Source organism: Rothia sp. HMSC065B04 (genome assembly GCF_001812285.1).
Classification (GTDB): domain Bacteria; phylum Actinomycetota; class Actinomycetes; order Actinomycetales; family Micrococcaceae; genus Rothia; species Rothia mucilaginosa.
Window position 1 is genome coordinate 285,254 of record NZ_KV808408.1, and the last position, 17,715, is coordinate 302,968.

At 59.5% G+C, this 17,715-nt stretch carries 16 protein-coding genes and 1 tRNA gene; 14 read left to right on the top strand and 3 right to left on the bottom strand.

The features are described from left to right. Window positions 1-24: 24 nt before the first annotated feature. From rpmA to HMPREF2845_RS04555, 10 genes are all read left to right on the top strand, one after another. Window positions 25-282, top strand: coding sequence for a 50S ribosomal protein L27 (gene rpmA / locus HMPREF2845_RS04510; RefSeq protein WP_005505766.1), 258 nt, complete (start codon window positions 25-27; stop codon window positions 280-282). 193 nt (window positions 283-475) lie between these two features. Next, window positions 476-2,083 (top strand): GTPase ObgE, encoded by a 1,608-nt coding sequence (gene obgE, locus HMPREF2845_RS04515; protein WP_049360454.1) that lies wholly within the window; start codon window positions 476-478, stop codon window positions 2,081-2,083. A 365-nt stretch (window positions 2,084-2,448) separates the two neighbouring features. After that, window positions 2,449-3,198: a nicotinate-nucleotide adenylyltransferase gene (gene nadD / locus HMPREF2845_RS04520; RefSeq protein ID WP_070605331.1), complete on the top strand. Its 750-nt coding sequence runs from the start codon at window positions 2,449-2,451 to the stop codon at window positions 3,196-3,198. Then, window positions 3,191-4,270: a sulfite reductase subunit alpha gene (locus HMPREF2845_RS04525; protein WP_070633996.1), complete on the top strand. Its 1,080-nt coding sequence runs from the start codon at window positions 3,191-3,193 to the stop codon at window positions 4,268-4,270. Before nadD ends, HMPREF2845_RS04525 begins: the two co-directional genes overlap by 8 nt. A gap of 66 nt (window positions 4,271-4,336) precedes the next feature. Then, window positions 4,337-4,774, top strand: a complete 438-nt coding sequence (rsfS, locus tag HMPREF2845_RS04530; protein ID WP_005505774.1) for a ribosome silencing factor — start codon at window positions 4,337-4,339, stop codon at window positions 4,772-4,774. A 183-nt stretch (window positions 4,775-4,957) separates the two neighbouring features. Beyond that, window positions 4,958-5,030: transfer RNA gene (locus HMPREF2845_RS04535), tRNA-Ala, on the top strand. A 112-nt stretch (window positions 5,031-5,142) separates the two neighbouring features. After that, on the top strand, window positions 5,143-6,117 hold the full coding sequence (locus HMPREF2845_RS04540) for a cation diffusion facilitator family transporter (protein WP_070633997.1): 975 nt from the start codon (window positions 5,143-5,145) through the stop codon (window positions 6,115-6,117). A gap of 357 nt (window positions 6,118-6,474) precedes the next feature. After that, window positions 6,475-7,875 (top strand): glutaminase, encoded by a 1,401-nt coding sequence (locus tag HMPREF2845_RS04545; protein ID WP_070633998.1) that lies wholly within the window; start codon window positions 6,475-6,477, stop codon window positions 7,873-7,875. A gap of 324 nt (window positions 7,876-8,199) precedes the next feature. After that, a complete protein-coding gene (locus HMPREF2845_RS04550) occupies window positions 8,200-9,198 on the top strand; it encodes a polysaccharide deacetylase family protein (protein ID WP_049345564.1) in 999 nt (332 codons plus the stop codon). Window positions 9,199-9,244: 46 nt separating this feature from the next. After that, a complete protein-coding gene (locus tag HMPREF2845_RS04555; RefSeq protein WP_231840305.1) occupies window positions 9,245-9,517 on the top strand; it encodes a hypothetical protein in 273 nt (90 codons plus the stop codon). Between the two features lie 96 nt (window positions 9,518-9,613). On the opposite strand, the gene HMPREF2845_RS04560 is transcribed toward HMPREF2845_RS04555, so the two are convergent. The 3 genes from HMPREF2845_RS04560 to HMPREF2845_RS04570 all read right to left on the bottom strand — a co-directional run bounded on the left by HMPREF2845_RS04560 (window position 9,614) and on the right by HMPREF2845_RS04570 (window position 12,561). Further along, window positions 9,614-10,195, bottom strand: a complete 582-nt coding sequence (locus HMPREF2845_RS04560; protein ID WP_049345561.1) for an excalibur calcium-binding domain-containing protein — start codon at window positions 10,193-10,195, stop codon at window positions 9,614-9,616. A 256-nt stretch (window positions 10,196-10,451) separates the two neighbouring features. After that, window positions 10,452-11,192, bottom strand: coding sequence for a DsbA family oxidoreductase (locus HMPREF2845_RS04565; RefSeq protein ID WP_049345558.1), 741 nt, complete (start codon window positions 11,190-11,192; stop codon window positions 10,452-10,454). 241 nt (window positions 11,193-11,433) lie between these two features. Next, window positions 11,434-12,561: a polysaccharide deacetylase family protein gene (locus HMPREF2845_RS04570; RefSeq protein ID WP_070633999.1), complete on the bottom strand. Its 1,128-nt coding sequence runs from the start codon at window positions 12,559-12,561 to the stop codon at window positions 11,434-11,436. 178 nt (window positions 12,562-12,739) lie between these two features. Between HMPREF2845_RS04570 and HMPREF2845_RS04575 the strand changes: the two genes are divergently transcribed. The 4 genes from HMPREF2845_RS04575 to nrdE all read left to right on the top strand — a co-directional run bounded on the left by HMPREF2845_RS04575 (window position 12,740) and on the right by nrdE (window position 17,606). Continuing rightward, on the top strand, window positions 12,740-13,849 hold the full coding sequence (locus tag HMPREF2845_RS04575; protein WP_060824702.1) for an App1 family protein: 1,110 nt from the start codon (window positions 12,740-12,742) through the stop codon (window positions 13,847-13,849). Between the two features lie 774 nt (window positions 13,850-14,623). Further along, window positions 14,624-14,848, top strand: coding sequence for a glutaredoxin-like protein NrdH (gene nrdH / locus HMPREF2845_RS04580; protein WP_005505794.1), 225 nt, complete (start codon window positions 14,624-14,626; stop codon window positions 14,846-14,848). 74 nt (window positions 14,849-14,922) lie between these two features. After that, the gene (gene nrdI / locus HMPREF2845_RS04585) at window positions 14,923-15,453 is read left to right on the top strand and encodes a class Ib ribonucleoside-diphosphate reductase assembly flavoprotein NrdI (RefSeq protein ID WP_049342045.1); all 531 of its coding nucleotides are present in this window, start codon (window positions 14,923-14,925) and stop codon (window positions 15,451-15,453) included. Then, window positions 15,426-17,606, top strand: a complete 2,181-nt coding sequence (gene nrdE, locus HMPREF2845_RS04590; RefSeq protein WP_070634000.1) for a class 1b ribonucleoside-diphosphate reductase subunit alpha — start codon at window positions 15,426-15,428, stop codon at window positions 17,604-17,606. The genes nrdI and nrdE overlap by 28 nt, the downstream gene beginning before the upstream one ends. Window positions 17,607-17,715 lie beyond the last annotated feature (109 nt).

The window sequence follows — 17,715 nt, forward strand, 5'->3', positions numbered from 1 at the left end:
CAAACCCTAAGGTAGGAATACAGAATGGCACACAAGAAGGGCGCAAGCTCCACCCGTAACGGCCGTGACTCGAACCCCCAGTACCTCGGTGTTAAGCGCTACGGCGGCCAGTCCGTCAACGCAGGCGAGATTCTCGTTCGCCAGCGCGGCACCCACTTCCACCCCGGCCTGAACGTTGGCCGCGGTGGCGACGACACCCTGTTCGCTCTGGCAGCAGGCACCGTCGAATTCGGTACCCGCAAGGGCCGCAAGGTCGTTAACATCCTGGCAGCAGCTGAGTAATACTCACCGCTAGGGCAGAGGGGGTAGGCGTTAGTCTACCCCCTCTCGCTATGACCTCGAATGCCGTGGACGCCTGTGCTGGGCTCCACGATGAGGCGCACCCCAACCCGGTCGCGCCTGCCGCCGCATCCGCAGCATGATTGGTGTGTGCCGTGCGGTGGCGAAGTGAAGATGTTCAAGATAAGGAGAACCCGTGGCAGAGTTCGTGGACCGCGTGGTCTTGCATGTATCTGGCGGTCGCGGAGGTAACGGCTGCGTCTCCGTGCGACGTGAAAAGTTTAAGCCCCTGGGCGGCCCTAACGGCGGTAATGGTGGTAATGGTGGCGCGGTGATTCTGCGCGTGGATAACCAGACCACGACCCTGTTGGAGTACCACCACAGCCCGCATCAGCACGCCCCGAATGGCGATATTGGTCGTGGCGATATGCACCACGGCTATAACGGTGAGGACCTGGTTCTGACCGTGCCGCAGGGTACTGTGGTGAAGGACCGCGAGGGTAATGTTTTGGCTGACCTGCTGCGTGTGGGCGACGAGTACGTTGCTGCCCGTGGCGGTATGGGTGGTCTGGGTAACGCTGCGTTGGCTTCGGCTAAGCGTAAGGCTCCCGGTTTTGCTCTGCTGGGCACCCCCGGTGAAGAAGCTGATATTGTTCTGGAGCTCAAGTCCATTGCGGATGTGGCTCTGGTGGGTTACCCCTCGGCGGGTAAGTCTTCGTTGATTGCTGCGATTTCTGCGGCGCGTCCGAAGATCGCTGACTACCCGTTCACCACTTTGATCCCGAACCTGGGCGTGGTGCAGGCGGGCGATGTTCGCTACACCGTCGCGGATGTTCCGGGTCTGATTGAGGGCGCTTCGGAGGGCCGCGGTCTGGGTCACCGCTTCCTGCGCCATGTGGAGCGTTCTTCGGCTCTGGTGCACGTGATTGACTGCGCTACTTTGGAGCCGGGCCGCGACCCGATCAGTGACTTTGAGGTGATCCGCGGCGAGCTGCAGAACTACGAGGTTGACCCGACTGCGGGTGTGACCGTGCCGCTGCATGAGCGTCCGCAGATTGTGGTGCTCAATAAGATTGACGTTCCTGAGGCTCGTGAGCTGGCGGAGTTTGTTCGCCCCGAGTTTGAGGAGATGGGCTTTAAGGTCTTCGAGATTTCGACTGCTTCCCATGAGGGTCTGAAGTCCCTGATCTTTGCGATGGCAAAGCTCGTGGAGGAGGACCGCGTGGCTCGTGCCGCTGCCGAGAAGGAAGCGGAGCGCGTGGTTGTTGAGGCTCCTGTGGTTCGTCCGAAGGGCTTCCGCGGTAAGAAGAAGCAGGAGTTCACTATTCGCCGCGAGGAGCGCAACCTTGAGCCGCTGTTCCGCGTGATTGGTGAGAAGCCTGAGCGTTGGATTCAGCAGACTGACTTCAATAATGATGAGGCTGTCGGCTACCTGGCGGACCGCCTGGCGCGCCTGGGTGTTGAGGATGAGCTGTTCAAGGCTGGTGCTCGTGCCGGTGACGCCGTGGTGATTGGTGAGAATGACAACTCGGTGATCTTCGATTGGGAGCCGACCATGGTCGGTGGCGCTGAGTTGCTGTCCTCCCCGCGTGGTACGGACGCTCGTCTGGAAGAGATCATTCGCCCGACTCGTGCGCAGAAGCGTGTGGAGTACAAGGAGCGTATGGACGCGAAGGCGGAGGCTCGTGCCGAGCTGGAGTCCGAGCGTGTTGCAGGCGTGTGGACCGAGTCGGTTGAGTACCGCAAGAAGTTGAAGGAAGGCAAGGTCGACGAGAATATCGACATGCCGAACATTGACGACTAGTAGCTGAAGCGTAGCTGTTGCCTAGACAGCTGTTTCCTAGACAGTGAATGGTGCCGCGTACCGGGGTTTGGCTCCGGTGCGCGGCGCTTTCTTGTGTGCTGTGCGGTTGTCTCTCGCGCCGGATGTGTGTGTTGGAACATTCGGGTGAGCCTGTGGTCGGGCGTGCTGGCTGGGTATTCCACTGGCGGCTTAGCTCACCCCCCGTCATTTCGGTTTTTTTGACCGTAAGCAGGTAGCATAGAGGAGAATGTACGCGGGCACCTTTTTCGGTGTTGCGTACCTTCTGTGTACCTGCCCGCATCCGCGCCTGTAGTGGCTTTTTAGCTGCTGTGGTGCGGTCTCTGTCCCCAGCAAGGACGGCATTTGTGACTGACCAGCCTGTTCACCTTGATTTTGGTGCTCCGAGCACCGAGTCGATTCCCCCGCGCATTCCCGGTCGGGTGCGTCTGGGCGTGATGGGTGGAACCTTCGACCCGATTCACCACGGACACCTGGTGGCAGCTAGTGAAGTTGCCGCCGTGTTCGACCTGGACGAGGTTGTGTTCGTTCCGACCGGTCAGCCCTGGCAGAAGGTGGGGGAGCGGCACGTGAGTGACGCTGAGCATCGCTACCTGATGACGGTGATTGCGACCGCGTCGAACCCGCGTTTTACGGTGAGCCGTATTGATATTGACCGTGGCGGCGCCACCTACACCTTTGATACGCTTAACGAGCTGCGCGCCCTGCGCCCGGATGCTGACCTGTTCTTCATTACCGGCGCGGACGCGATTAGCCAGATTATGACCTGGCGCAATGCCCATAAGCTGTGGGATTTGGCGACTTTTGTGGGTGTGACCCGCCCCGATCATGAGCTGGATCCGCCGCTGGCTGAGGGTCGTCATATTACGACCCTGAAGATTCCTGCGATGGCGATTTCTTCGACCGATATTCGTCGCCGCGCAGCTGAAGACGCCCCCATCTGGTACCTGGTGCCCGATGGTGTGGTGCAGTACATTGCTAAGTACGGCCTGTACAAGAAGGACGCCTTGACGGCGTACCGTGACGGCTTGCCCCGCGTGAAGGATGAGTCTGGGCAGGCACCCCAATCGACGAATAATGAGGGAACACATGAGTGAAGCTACGGGTTCGAAGCCCTATAGCGAGGACGAAGCGTACCTCTACGAGACGTACGTGACCGAGGACGGCATTGAGGTGCCGCCGCCTACTAAGGTGATGGGTCCGCGCCGTCTTGCCCGCTACCGTGAAGAAGTTGCCGAGTACCTGCGCGCGAACCGCCGCGGTGAGCCCGCGAAGCCTGTTGCGAACATGGGCTCCGTGATTTATACGGACGCTATTGACCCGCAGGTTCTGGCTGTTCAGCGTCGTTTTGCGGCGCTGGCGGCTCAGGGCAAGATTGACACTGAAGCGAACGATGAGGAGAAGCTGCACGAGCCTGCTCCTCTGACCAGTAGCCTACGTATTCTGCGCCCCGAAGAGATCGCGCAGAACCGTGTGGATGCGACCAGCCCCTCCGCGGTGGATAACCCGATGACTTCTTCGATCCCGGTCATTGCCGTGGTCAAGGAGGAGAAACCGGAACCCGAGCTGCACCAGTACCTGGTGCGCGATGAGCCGAAGGTTGAGGAGCTGGACAGCTCTGACGTTGAGACTGAGCAGACCGAGGTTGCTTCCGTTGAGGAAGAAGCCGTTGAGATTGCTGAGATTGAAGAGTCTGCTGACGAACTGCCCACCCGCGTGAGCGCAGTGAACGCGCAGGGTCTTGACCTGAGCGTGCTGGATAGCGCCTCCGCTGGTGACACCGTGGATTCGGTGGACGGCGACCCGACCGTTGCTCTGAGCCCGGATGAGGTTGAGGAGCTGCTGCAGCGCATGGTGGATCGTCAGGATCCCGAAGAAGCACTGGTCGAGGAGACTGCCGAGGAGTCCGAAGAGGACTCTGAGGTTGAAGAGTCTAAGCCGGCTGAGTCGAAGTCTGCTTCGGCTTCTTCTGCTGAGGCTTCGAAGGAAGCCGAGTCAAAGGAAGCAGCGTCGAAGAAAACTGGGGAAGACTCTGCTTCTGAGAGCGCTGTTGAGAAGACTGAAGAGGTTCTGCAGCCTGCGCAGAAGCCCTCCCTGGCGTGGCTGTGGATTGTGCTGTTGCTCGCCCTGGTCGTTGTCGGTCTGATTATGATTTTTGGCCCTAAGTAGGCCGTGAACAATGCACCCCTGTTGCGGGTGTTGCCGGCGGGTGTTCTGCCGGCAAGGAAGGAAAATATGACTGCTGCACAGTCCTCGATTGAGGCTCTGCGCATTGCCGCCCGCGCTGCGGAGGAGAAGCAGGGAACTAACCTGTTCGCTGTGGATGCATCCGACGCGATGGGCCTGATTGATGGCTTCCTGGTGGTTTCTGCCCACAATGAGCGCCTCGTGAACGCTGTTGCGGATGAGGTTGAGGACGCTCTGCGTGAGCAGGCTGACCTGAAGCCGGTCCGCCGTGAGGGTCGTTCCTCGGGTCGTTGGATTCTGCTGGACTTCGGCGATATTGTCGTGCACGTTCAGCACGAGGAGGACCGCGAGTTCTACGCTCTGGATCGTCTGTGGGCTGAGGCTCCGCGTATTGAGCTGGGCGTTGAGAACGAGGCTCCCTTCGACATTGAGGGTGAGACTGAGGAAGATGCTGCACGCATCATTCCCGCTCAGGACGAGGCGTAGGCTTCTGCTTAATTTTTAGCTGATGAGGGGTGGGCTCTGCTGGCGCTGTATGGTGCCGCGGGGGCCGCCCTTCTTGCTTACCCGCCGGGAACTTTTTGGATTTTTGGGTGCGCTGGTTTGCATCGCTGTCCGTGGTGTGTGTAATATATTCATGTTGCCTCGTTGAGGTCACTAACAGAATATGGGGATATGGCGCAGCTGGTAGCGCACCTGCATGGCATGCAGGGGGTCAGGGGTTCGAGTCCCCTTATCTCCACGTTTTCCTCGGTTGAGGAGCTTGTCGCCCGGTTCTTGTGAATCGGGCGATTTTGCTATCTGCCGATAACTCTCGATAGTCAACAACACAGTTCATAGTTGAGGAGTCACTCATGGGAGCGCACGCACATCACGGCCACGGCGGGCATCACGGGCATCACCACGACCATTCGCATGCCCCGAGCCCGGAGGACGCCGCCTCGATGCGTCCGCGCCTGCTGATTGCGTTCAGTCTGGCGGTCGTTATTGTGTTGGCGCAGGCGATTGGTTCGTTGGTCACCGGAAGTCTTGCGTTGCTGACTGATACGGCGCACGCTGTTACGGATGCCTCGGGCCTGCTGGTGGCGCTTACGGCGGCTTCGCTCATGACGCGCCCGGCAACGTCCCGCCGCACGTGGGGTTTCCGCCGTATTGAGGTGCTTGCCGCCCTCGGGCAGTCGGTACTGCTGCTGGCGGTGGGTATCTACACGGCGGTGGAGGGCGTGCATCGCCTGTTCGCCCCGCCGGAGGTGCCCGGCACCGAGCTGCTGATCTTTGGTGTGGTCGGCCTGGTGGCGAACGCTATTGGTATTGCGGTGCTGGCTACGGCGAGGAACGCGAACTTCAATATGCGTGCCGCGTTCCTGGAGGTGCTCAATGACGCCCTGGGCTCGCTGGGCGTGATTGTGGCGGCTATCGTGATTTGGCTGACCGGCTTCTACCAGGCGGATGCCCTGGCGGGTCTATTCATTGCGGCGCTGATTGTGCCGCGTGCAGTACGTTTGATGAAGCAGACCACGGCGGTGCTCATGGAGTTTACCCCGGACGGCCTGGACCTGGACGCGATGCGTGAGCACATGCTGCGCGTTGACGGCGTTGTAGAGGTGCACGATGTGCACGCCTCGATGGTGGCGACCGGTCTGCCAGTGGTGACCGCGCACGTGGTGGTTGCCGATTCATGCTTCCATGACGGGTCTGCGGTGACGATTCTGGACCATATCCGTTCGTGTGTGGCGAGCCATTTTGAGGTGTCGGTGGAGCACTCGACCTTCCAGCTGGAGACCGCCGAGCTGGGTGGTCGTGAGCCGGATTCGATTCGCCACCCCTAGGCTGTGCCCGTAGGTTTTGCCGGGACTTCGCAGGCAGTTCTGCCCGCCGCGGTAAATTACGGCAGAAAACGGCAAGCCAGAACAGGTACCAGAGCCTGAAATAGCGGGGGAGAAGTGACCGTTATATTTGGTGGCTTCAACACGCAAAAGATACACTCTTTAGGGAGCAAAAGGTGCTCCTCACCCACACACTTTGACAGGCCCGCTGGCTGGCTCTTTAGTTTGGTAGCCGCGGTAGCCTGCAACGATGAGCGCCTCAGCCCAGCTGAAACGGAATAGCTGAAACGGAACAGCGGGCGGGCGCATCCATAGATTTTTGACGAGAACAACCACGATTAGCAGCAGATACGGAACACTATGCATTCACCTATTGCCACTTACCTGACCGAGACCCTCGAGTCGGTCGCTTCTGATACCTCCGGTGAGTTGGCAAACTACATTCCGGAACTTGCCGCCGTGGACCCGGACAAGCTTGCCGCGTCTATCGCCATGGTTGATGGTGAGCAGTACGCCGCCGGTGACTCCGATGTGGAGTTCACGATCCAGTCGATTTCTAAGCCGTTCGTGTACGCCCTGGCGCTCGCGGACCGCGGCTATGATGACGTGCTTGCGAAGGTGGGCGTGGAGCCTTCCGGTGAGCCGTTCAACGAGCTGTCCCTGGAGGACGGCTCCGGTAAGCCGCTGAACCCGATGATTAACGCGGGCGCGATTACCACCCATTCGCTGGTTGGTCCTCCCGGTGCGACTCAGGGCGAGCGCATGGAGCGCGTCATTTCTGGTCTGTCTGCGTTTGCGGGTCGCCGCCTGTCGGTGAATGAGCGCGTGTACGAGTCTGAGCTGGAGCACGCGCACCGCAACTACGCGATTGCGCACATGCTGCGCGGCCACGGCATCCTGACCGGTGACCCGACTGTGGCGGTGCAGGGTTATACCCGCCAGTGCTCGCTGATGGTGACGGTTAAGGATTTGGCGTTGATGGCGGCGACTTTGGCGAACTATGGTGTGCATCCGGTGACGGGTGAGCAGGTGGTTCCTAAGACTGTGGTGCGTCAGGTGCTGAGCGTCATGTTCACGTGCGGCATGTATAACGCTGCGGGTGACTGGGCAACCCAGGTGGGTGTGCCGGCGAAGAGCGGCGTGGGCGGCGGCATTATTGGTGCGGTGCCCGGTCAGCTGGGTGTGGCGACGTTCTCGCCGCGCCTGGACGGTCACGGTAACAGTGTGCGCGGTGTGGAGCTGTTCGAGCAGTTCTCGGATGACATGGGCATGCACGTGATGAACGTGCCGACCGTGGCTCGTTCGGCGTTGCGCGCGAACTACCAGATCGGTTCGGGCGATGAGTCTATGCGCCTGATCCAGTTGCAGGGCCGTATCCGTTTTGCGGGTGTGGAGCGCGTAATCCGTGAGATTGTGGAATCCCCGATGGAGGGTTCCAAGGTCGCCCTGGACGTGACTCGCGTGTACGCGGTGGATGAGGTCGCTCAGAGCATGCTCCTGGAGCTGATGCGTCGCCTGCGGAATGACGGGTACAAGGTGTACCTGATTGATAATGACGAGACGATCACGAATACGGATGCGCTGCGCAGCATGGGTGTGAAGGTTCTGACGAACCCGGCGGCGGTGACTTCTGCTGAGTCGGATGCTGAGCGTGTGGCTGAGGCGGATGCTGAAGAGGCTGCGGAGGCTGCGGCTCTGGAGGCACTGAATGCGCTGGACTCTGCTAAGGCGGAGCAGCGGGAAGCTTCGGAAACTGAGTAGGTTTCTCTCCGCGTACTTGATCGTATCTGCGTACTTGGCAGTACGATTGCGTGAACTTTATATATTGAGGCCCCTTTCCCGGGCGCGTTGTGAACGTGTTCTGGGGGAGGGGCCTCGCTGTACTTACCTAGAGTTGCACCTTGCGCTGTAGCTGGAGCTGTACCTGGATTGCCTGGCGGGGGTAGCTTAGTGCGCTGAGCGTGGTCTTCGGTGAGTGAGGGGACTGAAAGTACGTAGAGGTTCTTTAATGGCGCAGTTGTTAATCATTAAGTAATATTTTGAATTTTTCGATAGCTAACAGTGGTCTCATCATACACTCGTAATATGAACACTGTTCCACACCCAGAAACACCTATCGCTCCTCGTCAATCCGCTATCGTCAACCCCGTTACTGACCACATGGTATCGGGCGCCTCTGCCCGCGCCTCCATGGGGCGACGGGAACTCTTACAACACGTTGGTACCTTTGGCCTGGGCGCGGTGAGCTTCGGCGTGCTGGGTCTTGGCCTCACCGGTTGTACCCCGTCGAACACCCCATCGAGCAGCCCGTCCGGTAGTGCGTCGGCGAGCCCTTCTTCGACCCCTTCGGCAAGCTCGGCGGCTGCCCCCTCCGCATCTGGCTCCGCAACGGGTACCCCATCCCCGACTGCCGCGGCATCTAAGACCGCTTCTGCGACTGCGACCTCGTCGAACCCGGTTCCCGAAGCTCGTGCCTGGACCGGCCCGCAGACCGGCCTGCCCGGTGAGGGTAAGTACATTGCGTGGACGGTCGATGACGGCGCCGACCCGGAGGTGGTGCGCGCCTACGCGGAGTTTTCCCGCCGTACCGGCACGCGCCTCACCTTTTTTATCAACGGTCAGTACCCGGCGTTTAGGCAGCATCGTGACCTGTTGTTGCCGCTGGTGAAGAGTGGTCAGTTGCAGATTGCGAACCATACGTATAGTCATGCGGCGTTGACGAGCCTGACGGATGAGCAGATTGTTCAGGAGTTGACCCGTAATGATGAGGAGATTAGGCGGCTTTTTGGGGTGTCTTCGAAGCCGTACTTCCGCCCGCCGTACGGGTATTATGATGCGCGCGTGTTGGCGGCTGCGGCGTCGTGTGGTTTTACGCGCCCGGTTCTGTGGTACGGGTCGTTGGCGGATTCGTCTAATATTTCTTCGGCTGAGGTGTATGCCTATGCGGAGAAGTATGCGTTGGCTCAGCATATTGTGATTGGGCATTTGAATTATCGGGGTGTGGTGTCTGAGCTGGACCGTATTCGGGCGTTGTTGGATCGGCGCGGGTTGAAGACGGTGACGATTCGCGACTATTACGGGTAGTGCGGGGGAGCCCCGGCGAGGGGTTCCGGTGGGTATACTGGGAGGCATGATGAAGCTTCCTCAGAACCCTCTCCTTCGGCAGGTGCACCGCTTCCGTGAGTCGCTACTGCTTCTGCTGTACTATTCGCTGTCTTTTCTGGGTGTGCGGTGGGTGCGCACGGGGCATCCGCGTGTGGCGGCGGTGTGGTCTGTGGGTTTGTGGCTGAACTTGGTGCTGCGTGGCATGGGCCAGGTGGTGCGTATGCTGGTGCCGGTCCTGCAGGATGCGGAGGCGCGCCGTGCTCGTGCTGAGCGTGCCCGTGCCTACCAGCCGCGCTAACCTCACCGGCTGAGCTGACAGAACGAGGCTGATATGACGAAGCCCCCTCGTACTAGAAATAGTGCGAGGGGGCTTCGCCATATCTGGGGTTGAAACTTAGTGCTTCTTCTTCGGCTCGCACGCCACGCCGTCACCATCAGAATCAAGACCGGGGCGGTAACCCGGCTCGCCACGATGCAACGGCGCCGCACCAGCTGCACGTACCGCATCACAATTCTTGTAATAAACACTCGACTGCGCCGGAGCCTGCTGCACCGGCTGCGCGGGAGCCTGCTGAGCAGGAGCCTCAGCCGCCGGAGCCTGCGCGGGCGCCTGCTGAACCGGCGCCTCCGTAGCGACCTGAGCAGGAGCTTCCTGAACCGGTGCCTGCTGCGCGGGTGCCTCAGAAACTGGAGGTGCCGGAGCCTCCGCGGAAGGTGCCTCAGTAGCCGGTGCCTGCACGGGAGCCTCAGTAGTCGGAACCGGAGACGGGGTTACCGTCGGGGTAGGAGACTCCGAAGGAGTCGCAGACGCACTCGGAGAAGAACTAGGAGTAGCTGAAACCGAAGGGCTAGCAGAAACAGACGTCGACGATGACGCAGAAGGCCCAGGCTTCGGAGCGCGAACAGACGAAGAGCAACCAGTCAGCAGCAGAGCACCCGCAAGAACACCAGCGGTCGCGGTGTGAATTTTCAACACAATATTCCTTTATAAAGTGAGTGGACAAGTGTGTTCACCGTAGAACACACACTCAAGTGTAAATGAAAACAGTCCTATCCGCAGGTAATATTGAGCTCCCAAACATTCTGACAAGGGAAGATATAACGTGCGGGCATAGCAAAGCCCCCTCGTACTAGAAATAGTACGAGGGGGATCCGCTATACCTGGGGCTGCATTAGCCGGGGGCGCTGGGGGAGTAGCACCCCCGCCGGGGCAGCTCCATCCAGAACTGTCGCTAGGAGCAGTTGCCGTTCATATCGCAGGACGGACCCGCCTCCGCAGCATTGTTACCTGCCGCGTCACCAGCCGCGCCCGCCAGCGGGTTCAGGAACTCAACCTGATGAGTCTGCTCCCACACCTGACGCAGCGCCTGCACCAGCGCCTCCGCAGGCTGCGCACCATTCACCGCCCACTTCGACTCAATCAAGAAGAACGGCACACCATTAATGCCCAGCTGGTGCGCCAACTGCTCATCAGCGCGCACATCCACCGCGTAACGGTCGCTCTTCAACACCGCCTCAACCTCGGCGGTATCCAAACCAATCTCAGAGGCGATATCCAGAATCGACTCGTGATCCTGCACCGAACGGCCCTGCGTGAAGTACGCCTTCTTAAACGCCTCCTGCGCCGCCGATGCCAAACCCTGCTCCGCCGCATAATGAATCACACGGTGCGCATCAAACGTGTTACCGTAGCGTGCCTGCCGCCAATTGAAATCCAAACCCACCTCGCGGGCACGCTCCGCCAACGACTCCTGGCTCGCGATCGCCTGCTCCAGCGACATCTGATACTTACCGGCAATCATCTCAGGCAGCGAACCGGCAGGATGCTCCGTAGCCGACGGGTCCAGCTCAAAACTATGCCACACCACCTCAACCTCGTCACGGTGCTCAAACTCGGCGAGCGCCTGCTCCAGGTTACGCTTGCCCACGTAGCAGAAGGGGCACACAATATCGGACCAAATATCAATACGCATGTTATCTATTCCTCTCATACTCGGATGCGGCACGTTGCCGCCTTGTATGCTCACCTAACGCCCCGGCTGCCGCGTTTATTCCCGGCTATTCCCAGCGTTATTTCCCAGAGTTTATTCCCCAGCGGTTATTCCCGCCGGGTACGGCAAAGCCCCCTCGCGCCGGTTCGTACAGAATCCCTGTATAGGAATGTCCGTACAGGAACCGGGTCAAGGGGGCTTAGCACACGCGAAATACGCGACCCTATCGGCGGGCAGCCGCCGGTGCGGTCGTGGCAGTAGCCGCGGGAGCAGTCGTAGCCGCAGGTGCGGCGGTCGCACGAGCAGCCGGAGCAGTCGTTGCCGCCGGGGCGGTCGTCGCCTGCTGGTTTGCCGCTGCCTCATCCTCATAGCGGGTAGTCGGCGCCTGAGTCGGAGCCTCAGTAGTCGGCTCCTGGGTAGGGGTTGCCGGTGCCTCAGTGGTCTGCTCGGGCTCCGGGGTGTGCTCCTCCGGGGTGGGGGTCGGCGAAGGTGCCGCCGCCTTAATCTCTTCCTCGGATGCGTCACCGTAGTAGTCACGAACCGTCACCGCAGTCAGGCCGCGGTCATCAATCAGACCCTTCACCTTATCCAGGATCGGGATGATCGTCTCGTAGTTCAGGTGGCCCAGCACAATCTGCTGCGGCAGCATGTATCGGATGCAGCGCATGTAAATCACGCGGGAGCTGGTCTTCGCCTCATCCCCGGTCGTGCCGTTCCACATGACCGGGCGGGTAAAACCAATCTCGCCGGCTGCTTTCAGAACCGCATCGTTGTAGCGGCCGTAGGGCGGGCGGAAGTACGGCTTTGACGAGACACCGAACATGCTCATAATCTCGTCTTCGTTACGCTGCAGCTCTTCCTTCACGCCCTCAGCGTCCAGGGTGGTCAGGTCGGCGTGGCTGTAGGTGTGGTTCGCAACCTGAATCTGACCGCTCTGAACCAGCGGACGCAACAGCGACACGTGCTCCTTAAAACCGGTGTAAGAAGCGTTAATGAAGAACGTCAGGCGAGTATTCGTACGCTTCGAGAACTCAGCGTAGCCGCGAATCGCCTCCGGGCTTGCGCCGTCATCAACAGTCCACGCAACATACTTGCCGTCACCAACGAGGGAGTTGCCGATGCCGGGCCATTCGCGCGGCTTATCAACCGGGTTGCCAGCAGCGGCAACCGTCGGCGAATTCGTGGGTGCGGGGCGAGTAGCAGCAGCAGAGGTCTCGCCGCCAGCCTGATACGGAGTGAAATTACCGCTGGTGCCGTCGTAGTCATTCGACTTCTTCGAGCAGGCAGCAATCAGCGGAAGCATAGCAGTGCCGAGCACAAAAAGTCGGCGGTTAGGCTGTGAGTGGGTCATACTCTCCAGGATAACGCCCCCACCTGCAAGGAACGAATCTGAACAGCACATACACCCCTAAATAATGCGCACATCACACCCCCCGCTCAGCACCACAGTATTAATAGGTATAAAAACTAGATATAAGAACACAAAATCCTAAAGCCGCAAGCCGGTAACGCTCCGCTACACTAGTGGGATGGAGAATTTGGGCACTCACGAACTGCGCAACCTTGTGAACGATGCTGCCGACGAGGCAGTCAACATCGGCTATCGCGTTGCAGACCGGCTGCACAGGTGGCGCGAAAAGCGCGCCATCGCCGCCGGTCGCGAGCCTATCCTCGTGCCCACCGAAGGCTACGGACGCGCCGCCTCCGAAGGAAACCCCGGCTGGGTCCGCATCATCGCCCGCGCACTCTACAAGACGGTCAACCTCGAACGCCTGCTACAGGTCGTAGAAGGCACCCAAGACACCGCCAACCCCATGCGCGGCTGGCGCTCCTTCACCGCAACCGCAATGTCCGACGCGCCCGTCACCATCGTCATCGACGGCACCAAGTATGAGGCGTACACCGACCGCGGCGGCGTACTCGACGTCAAACTCAGCATCGACCTGGACCCTGGCATGCACGAAGTCATCATGTACGTGCCCGGCTCCCGCGCCGTAGCAACCAGCGTCTACATCGTTCCCGAAAGCCAGAAGCTCGGCGTCATCATGGACGTCGACGACACCGTCATGGTCACCATGCTGCCGCGCCCCCTCGTCGCTGCCTGGAACTCCTTCATTCTCGACGAGCACGCACGCATCCCCACCCCCGGCATGGCGGTCATGACTGACCGTATCCGCCGTAGCCACCCGGATGCGCCGTTCATGTACCTGTCCACCGGCGCCTGGAACATCACCCCGACCCTGCGCCGCTTCCTCAGCCGCAACGGCTACCCGCGCGGCACGTTCCTGCTCACCGACTGGGGCCCCACCCCCGACCGCTGGTTCCGCTCCGGAACCAACCATAAGGTCGAGTCCCTGCGCCGCCTCGCCGAGGAATTCCCGCAAATGAAGTGGATCCTCGTCGGTGACGACGGGCAGCGCGACCCGTACATCTACAACGGCTTCGCGGTACGCTACCCGGACAACGTCGCGGCAATCGTCATCCGCAACCTGACGGTGGGGGAGACCATGCTCGCCTCCGGCCGAGTCTGGAGTGACTACCGTGCCGAACAGATGATGCGCTCGCCGCTGTGGATTGAAGCCACCGACGGCGTAACGCTGAGTAAGAAACTGCGTGAGCTGGGCCTGATCGATTTCTAGCCGGTTACTGCTCGCCGGTTGCTAAAATCTGTGCCTATAGCCTGTAAACCCACCGCAAATACCGCGAAATGCCGGTATATGCGGTGGGTTTTGGTGTTTCAGCGGAATTAACCAACTTAAACCCACGACACACCGGCTGCTGAAAAAGAGTTAAAAATCTTTTCTACAGCCTTAATCACATAGCTTAAACCCGCTCGAAGGGGGTTAACCCCCGCCTTTAAGAAAGTCCGTTCTGCTTTAAAACCGCGCCGTTCCGCGCAAGAACGGGTGAGAGCGGAAATCTCTTTAAAATCAAGCCCGAATCTGCCGGGTTTTATGCCCCCAAACGCATACATGAGGTTAACTGAACCTCAACTTGGCGGGCGAATGAACCCTTAAAAATCCTGACCAACTTAAACCCCACCTGTGGATAACCCGGCACACCCCGCGAAAATACGGCGAACTAGCCCCGCGGCAGGGTGTGGATAAGCTGTAGACACCCCCTCTTAAGTGGGTTCAACTGTGGGTTTATCGAACGAAACACGACCCTCGCACCACATCATCTTGTGGTGCAGAAAAATCTCGACACTAGATGTAGTATTAATACTCGGTTCCACCACTACGGCACTTTTAGGCGCCCTGCCCCAGAGCAGGAAACCGCCACGCCCCACTAGGAGGGGGCAGTGGACGGCACAGCGCCCGCCGTAAATAACACGTGGTGAACCACCGACGAAACACGCCAGATTCATTCACGAGATAAGCCCGCCCGAGCGGGAGAAAGTAAGAGGCACTCCCATGGTAGTGACCGTGTACACCAAGCCCCAGTGCGTCCAGTGCAACATGACCTACCGCGCCCTCGACGCGAAGGGTATCAGCTACACCAAGGTTGATATCACCGAAGACGCTCAGGCCCTCGAAATGGTCAAGTCCCTCGGCTACATGCAGGCACCCGTCGTCATCGCAGGCGACGAGCACTGGTCCGGCTTCCAGCCCGACAAGATCAACGCTCTGGCAGCGTAACAACCCTGCCGAAACCCGTACAAACGGAAAATCGGCACGGAACCACACCGGCCCACGAGAATAAGGAGTACAGATTGAGTACCGCCCTCACGCCCAACCCCGTCGACGAGCACGCAGAAATCCGCAAGATTCTTATGGATGCACGCAATGCTTCCGAGGGTCGAGCGACCGAGGACGAACTGGACGATACAGCGCCACTCATCGTGTACTTCTCCTCCATCTCCGGTAACACCCACAAGTTCGTGGAGAAGATCCGTGCCCGCCGCCTCCGCCTGCCGCTGCGCACCGGCGAAGACACCCTCATTCTTGATGAGCCGTTCGTGCTCATCGTCCCCACCTACGGCAAGCCCGAAGGCGCCGGTAACGTTCCCCCGCAGGTGGTTAAATTCCTGAACGTGGAGCAGAATCGCCACCACATACTCGGTGTGATTGGCTCCGGCAACACCAACTTTGGTCCGCTCTTCGGTATCGCGGCAGACATTGTCGCCAAGAAGTGCGATGTGCCCGTGCTCTTCAAATTTGAGCTCATGGGCACCGATTCAGATGTAGAAAAAGTCAACGAAGGATTGGAAGCATTTTGGACGCAAAACTGCCCTCAGCACTAGAAACTCTCGGTGCGAGCCACAACGGCAAGAGCGTGCCCGAGAAGTTCAAAGGTATGAGCTACCACGAGCTGAACGCACTGCTGAACCTCTACGATGAGAACGGCCAGATTCAGTTCGATGCAGACCGCCAGGCGGCACGACAGTACTTCCTGCAGCACGTCAACAACAACACCGTCTTCTTCCACGACCTGGAAGAGAAGATTGAGTACCTGATTGAGAACCAGTACTACGAGCCGGAACTCTTCGACAAGTACAACTTCCAGTTCATCAAGAACCTGTTCAAGCGCGCCTACGCCGTGAAGTTCCGCTTCCCGACCTTCCTGGGTGCCTTCAAGTTCTACACCTCCTACGCGCTCAAGACCTTCGACGGTCAGCGCTACCTGGAGCGTTTCGAAGACCGCGTCTGCATGGTCGCACTGCTGCTGGCAGAAGGCAACGAGAAGCTCGCCGAAGACATCGTCGACGAGATCATCTCCGGCCGTTTCCAGCCGGCAACCCCGACCTTCCTCAACGCAGGTAAGAAGCAGCGCGGCGAGCTCGTCTCCTGCTTCCTGCTGCGCATGGAAGACAACATGGAGTCCATCGGCCGCTCCATCAACTCTGCACTGCAGCTCTCCAAGCGCGGCGGCGGCGTGGCATTCGCCCTGACCAACCTGCGCGAGTCCGGTGCGCCCATTAAGAAGATTGAGAACCAGTCCTCGGGCGTTATCCCCGTCATGAAGCTGCTGGAAGACGCCTTCTCCTACGCAAACCAGCTCGGCGCACGTCAGGGTGCCGGTGCCGTGTACCTGCACGCACACCACCCCGACATCTACGCCTTCTTGGACACCAAGCGTGAGAACGCTGACGAGAAGATCCGCATCAAGACCCTCTCCCTGGGCGTTGTCATCCCCGACATCACCTTCGAGCTGGCGAAGAAGAACGAGGACATGTACCTCTTCTCCCCGTACGATGTGGAACGCATCTACGGCGTGCCCTTCTCCGACATCAACGTCTCCGAGAAGTACTACGAAATGGTCGACGATGCACGCATCACCAAGACCAAGATCAACGCGCGTGAGTTCTTCCAGACCATCGCAGAGATCCAGTTCGAGTCCGGCTACCCGTACGTGATGTTCGAAGACACCGTCAACCGCGCGAACCCCATCGCCGGTAAGATCATCATGTCCAACCTGTGCTCCGAGATCCTGCAGGTTTCTGAGCCGTCCACCTACCACGCTGACCTCGGCTACGAGACCGTCGGTAAGGACATCTCCTGCAACCTCGGCTCGCTGAACATTGCACTGACCATGGACGGCGACGACTTCGGCAAGACCGTGGAAACTGCGATTCGTTCGCTGACCTCCGTCTCCGACCAGTCTGACATCCGCTCCGTACCCTCCATCGAGCGCGGCAACGGCATGAGCCACGCCGTGGGTCTGGGCCAGATGAACCTGCACGGCTACCTGGCACGCGAGCACGTCTACTACGGTTCCGAAGAAGCACTGGACTTCACCAACATGTACTTCTACACCGTCGCCTACCACGCAATCCGCGCCTCCATGCAGATTGCTAAGGAACGCGGCCAGCGTTTCGAGGGCTTCGAGAACTCGAAGTACGCGTCCGGTGAGTTCTTCGCAAAGTACATTGAGAAGGAATGGGCACCGCAGACCGAGCGTACCCGCGAACTGTTCGCTAAGCACCACATCCCCACCCGTGAAGAGTGGATTCAGCTGGCTGCTGACGTGGCACAGTACGGCATGTACAACCAGAACCTGCAGGCTGTTCCGCCGACCGGCTCCATCTCCTACATCAACGGTTCGACCTCTTCGATTCACCCGATCGCTTCGAAGATTGAGATCCGTAAGGAAGGCAAGCTCGGCCGCGTCTACTACCCGGCACCGTACATGACCAACGAGAACCTGGAGTACTACCAGGACTCCTACGAAATTGGTTACGAGAAGATTATCGACACCTACGCTGTTGCAACCCAGCACGTGGACCAGGGCCTGTCGCTGACCCTCTTCTTCCGCGATACCGCAACCACCCGCGATATCAACCGCGCCCAGATTTACGCATGGCGTAAGGGCATCAAGACCATCTACTACATCCGTCTGCGTCAGATGGCTCTTGAGGGTACCGAGGTTGAAGGCTGCGTATCCTGCATGCTCTAGCCCGAATGCTGTGACGCATTCAGCCTGAGCTGGCACACTATAACTAAAGACTGGAAGGGGCGGTTACGGTAAACACGCAAACCGCCTGCGCGACTGGCTGGCCGCGCGT